Origin of the sequence: Effusibacillus lacus, assembly GCF_002335525.1 — a bacterium.
Classification (GTDB): domain Bacteria; phylum Bacillota; class Bacilli; order Tumebacillales; family Effusibacillaceae; genus Effusibacillus; species Effusibacillus lacus.
In genome coordinates, this window is record NZ_BDUF01000095.1 from 126,319 (window position 1) to 130,507 (window position 4,189).

The window sequence follows — 4,189 nt, forward strand, 5'->3', positions numbered from 1 at the left end:
AGACATGGAGTTCATGGGGCCTGTGCGGTTGCGGGATGTGGAAGAGGCGCAGCAGCGAATTGTGGGCGTAATCAGAAGGTTGGAAGAGAGTGGAGAGATCGTGATCGCTCGCGGAGGAGGCGACGATATCATTGTCTAAGATCGTGAAATCGCTCTATGCGTCGGTTAACGGTACCCGAACGATTCATACCATTCCGGTGATCAAAGTTACAATGCCCGTAAATCACACAGGGCATGGCGTGTCTGATCCAGAAGATCCGGAACCGGTCATGTCACCTGAGGAAATCATGCTTGCTGCCCGGGAGGAAGCTTCCCACATTCTTTCCGAAGCACAGCGTGTAGCGGAAACGTTGATTGCAGAAGCCAATGCCAAGGCGGAAGCTCTATTGGACAACGCCAGGCTGCAGGCGGAGCACATCATGGAGGAAAGCAGACAGACCGGTTATCGAAACGGCTATGAGGAAGGAAAAGCGGTTGGGGAAGCTTCCTACAATAATAAGATCGAGCAAGCCCTGGAATTGATCAACCGGGTGGAGATGAACCGGAAAACTTACCAACTGCAAGCGGAACAAGAACTGCTTGAACTTGCTTGCGCGGTGGCCAGAAAAATCATGGGGAAAGAAATTGAATGCGAGTCCTCATGGGTGTCCAACACTGTGAAAAGCGCTTTGGCCGAACTGGTTGACCGTTCACAGGTTGAGGTGATCGCTCATCCGGACGATATCCCGATTCTTGTAACAGTCAAAGAGGAAATGTTTATCAAACACGGTTCGCAAGTTGAACTTCAATTAAAGGCGGACCCGGCGGTGGAAAGAGGCGGTTGTCTGCTGCGAACACGCCAGGGCACCGTGGATGCCCGGATTGACAGTCAATTGCAAGAGGTGAGACGGGCTCTGCTGGATATGGCAGAATCCATGTACCGTGGATAAGTTTCCGGTTAAGGCCTATTCCGAAGTCGTGATAAGAACGAGCAGTTTGGTCCACTATGGCAAGGTTGTTCAGGTCATTGGCCTGACAATTGAGTCGATCGGCCCGACTGCCAAGGTCGGAGACATCTGTTGGATCTATCCGGTGAATAAGACAACCCCCTGTATGGCGGAAGTGGTGGGGTTCCGGGAAGACCGGGTGCTGCTGATGCCCCTTGGGGAGCTGGGGGCTGTCGGTCCTGGCAGTGAAGTTCGGGGCACCGGAAAGCCCTTGCAGGTTCCTGTCGGCTCCTCCCTTCTGGGGAGAATCCTGAACGGAGTGGGGCAACCGATTGACGGTTTGGGAGAATTGTTGCTGGCGGAAGAAAAGCCAACCGACAATGAACCGCCGAATCCCCTGACCCGGCCCACCATTCGCACCCCGTTGTCAGTAGGGGTTCGCTGCCTGGATGGACTTCTGACAGTAGGGCGAGGGCAACGGATCGGGATTTTTGCCGGCAGCGGCGTGGGAAAAAGCACGCTATTGGGAATGATTGCCCGTAATACATCTGCCGATGTTAATGTCATAGCCCTGATCGGGGAACGGGGCAGAGAGGTGCGGGAATTCATAGAGAAAGATCTGGGGCCCGAGGGATTGGCACGATCGGTACTGGTTGTTGCAACTTCGGATCAACCCGCTTTGATCCGGATCAAAGGGGCGCTGGTTGCCACCACGGTCGCCGAATACTTTAGAAACCAAGGGCTGCATGTCAACCTTATGATGGATTCGGCGACCCGGTTTGCAATGGCCCAGCGGGAAGTGGGATTGGCAGTCGGTGAGCCGCCCGCCACCAAAGGGTATCCTCCGTCAGTTTTTGCCATGTTGCCCAGATTGATGGAACGGGCGGGAACGGGAGCAAGCGGAACGATTACCGGTTTGTATACCGTTCTGGTCGACGGGGATGACATGAATGACCCCATCGCCGATGCGGTTCGGGGGATTCTGGACGGCCATGTCGTATTGTCAAGAAGTTTGGCAAACAAAGGTCACTTTCCGGCGATCGACGTGTTGTCGAGTGTCAGCCGGGTGATGAATGATCTGATCTCTCAGGAACATCGCGAAGCGGCTGTCAGGTTCAAAATGCTGGCGGCTGTCTACCGGGAGGCGGAGGATTTGATCCGAATCGGCGCGTATCAAGTCGGAACCAATCGGGAAATCGACATGGCAATCCGGTTGAAGGAATCGATGGATCAGTACCTTCGGCAAACGGTTCATGAAAAGGCGGATTATGCTTCCTCTGTGGAACAATTGATCCACCTCTTTGGAGGAATTGAGGAATGAGCGTTCCGATCAAAACCATTCAGAAGATCAATTCCATCAAGAAAATGCTGGTCAGGCAAACCGAGTGGGAATACTCGGAGGTCAAACGCAGTCTTTTCCAAGCGGAGGAACTTCTTGCCGGTTTGGAGCAGGAACTCCAGGATGCACTTGACCGTTTTCGTGACAAGCAGCAGGAAGGATTGACCCCCGTTGAACTTCTCGACTGGACAGGTTGGATAGACACGCAGCGCATGAAGATCCGGAGCCAAGTCATGCAGTGCAGGGAATTGGAGATGCAAGCGGAAGCCACCCGTCTCAGGCTGGTGGAAAGACAGCGGGAAGAGGAAACATGGAATAATCTTAAAGAGAAACGGCTTGCAGCTTTGAATTATGAACTGCAAAAACAGGAGCAAGTCGAATTGGACGAGATTGGCATGCAAATGCGCCGATATCGGGGAATCGGTCGATAGGGAAGAATCATCCCGGTTCGAGGAGGTGTGGAAGGATGGAAGCAAGAGAAGAACGGTCTTACGGCAAATTGGAATGGTTGTTCTACATCATTATCCTGCCATTGTTGTTTACACTGCTGATCTTGGGGCTTGTTCTCCAGTTTATGGGCTATAACGTGACCGGGAAACTGCTGGCCATCGCCCGCCAAACCCCGGTGCTCAGTTCCATTGTTCCACCGGACGAAGCCACCAGGAAAGAACGTTCCGAACTGCAGAAACTGCAAGCGCAGCTTGATGAGGCAAATAAACAGCTGACATCTGTCCAACAGTCAAAGGACTTGCTGCAGCAGGACCTGCAAACCAGAGATGCGGAACTTGCCAAGCTGAAGAAGACCGCCGAGGATCAGAAGAAGCGGGAAGAAGAACGAAAGCAAATCGAAAAATATTGGCAGGACAAAGCGCAGATTTTTAGCAGCATGTCTCCCAAGAATGCCGCTTCCATCTTATCTCAGACAGCGCCATTTGAGGCAAGATCGATTTTGTATGCGATGGACGCGGAAACGAAAGCGGCCATTCTTGCAAAAATGGATCCCAAGGTGGCAGCAAGCCTGGAAAATGGCTCCACTCTTCCGCCGCAGACGGAACCGACCCAATTTTTCTCGGAGAAAGCGAGAACTTACGGATCCATGGACCCGGCAAAAGCGGCATCCATTCTCTCGCAGATTCCGGTTCAAGAATCTCGTGCCATCTTGGATCAGATGAACGCAGAAAGCCGTGCGGCCATCATTGAAAAAATGGACCCGAAGATTGCGGCCCATATCGAGTCAGACAACATCCCGCAGCCGGCACAAAAGCAGCCCTCTTTTTACGGTCAGCTTCCACCGGATAAAGCGGCGGCCATCCTGGCCGAACTGCCTACCATCGAGGCAAGAGGCATCTTGGGAAGCATGTCAACGGAAGAAAAAGCGAAAGTGTTTGCCGAAATGGACCCTGTGGCGGCCGCCCGTATTCAGTCCGATTTCATGAAGCCGCAAGATCCTTTTTACGCGATGCTCCCTCCCGACAAGGCGGCGGGAATTCTTGAACAAATGCCCGTTGAAAGGGCCAGGGCCATACTTAACGGGATGAGCCTTGAGAAAAAAGGAAAAATCCTGGAGGAAATGGATCGAACTTTCGCCGCCCGGATCGAGATGCAGGAAAATGACCTGGAAGAGACGGATGATTATTGGGATACACGTGCCGACACTTTCGAAGTGATGGCACCCGATAAAGCGGCTGAGATTCTGGCGGAAATGCCGATTGAACAGGCCCGGGCTATTGTCAAGCACATAGATGACGACGAGCTGGAAGACATTCTGAAGGAAATGGATCCCAAACTCGCGGCCCAATTGCTCCAAATGTAATGGAATCATGTTCTTCCTATAGTAGCTCGGAATTAGAGACATGATTCTGAGTCTGAATAAGGGGTGAAGTGGCTACAATCGTTCATTTTTGTTTAGTTTGAAAGCCATTTT

General features: G+C 52.4%; 5 protein-coding genes. All 5 read left to right on the forward strand.

The features are described from left to right. Positions 1-139, forward strand: a 139-nt coding sequence (locus EFBL_RS21475) for a FliG C-terminal domain-containing protein (RefSeq protein ID WP_275539562.1), incomplete at its 5' end; no start/stop codon positions are given. After that, complete coding sequence (locus EFBL_RS16540; protein ID WP_096183244.1) at positions 132-929, forward strand: FliH/SctL family protein; 798 nt, start codon at positions 132-134, stop codon at positions 927-929. The genes EFBL_RS21475 and EFBL_RS16540, both read left to right, overlap by 8 nt. Continuing rightward, complete coding sequence (fliI, locus tag EFBL_RS16545; RefSeq protein ID WP_096183246.1) at positions 922-2,247, forward strand: flagellar protein export ATPase FliI; 1,326 nt, start codon at positions 922-924, stop codon at positions 2,245-2,247. The genes EFBL_RS16540 and fliI overlap by 8 nt, the downstream gene beginning before the upstream one ends. After that, entirely contained in the window at positions 2,244-2,696 is a 453-nt protein-coding gene (gene fliJ, locus EFBL_RS16550; RefSeq protein ID WP_096183248.1) for a flagellar export protein FliJ, read from the forward strand. Before fliI ends, fliJ begins: the two co-directional genes overlap by 4 nt. Positions 2,697-2,731: 35 nt before the next feature. After that, positions 2,732-4,078, forward strand: a complete 1,347-nt coding sequence (locus tag EFBL_RS16555; protein ID WP_096183249.1) for a MotE family protein — start codon at positions 2,732-2,734, stop codon at positions 4,076-4,078. The last annotated feature ends 111 nt before the right edge of the window (positions 4,079-4,189 follow it).

Coding starts and splice junctions, on each gene's coding strand:
- fliJ (WP_096183248.1), top strand. CDS start 2,244: ATGAGCGTTCCGATCAAAACCATTCAGAAGATCAATTCCATCAAGAAA.
- EFBL_RS16555 (WP_096183249.1), top strand. CDS start 2,732: ATGGAAGCAAGAGAAGAACGGTCTTACGGCAAATTGGAATGGTTGTTC.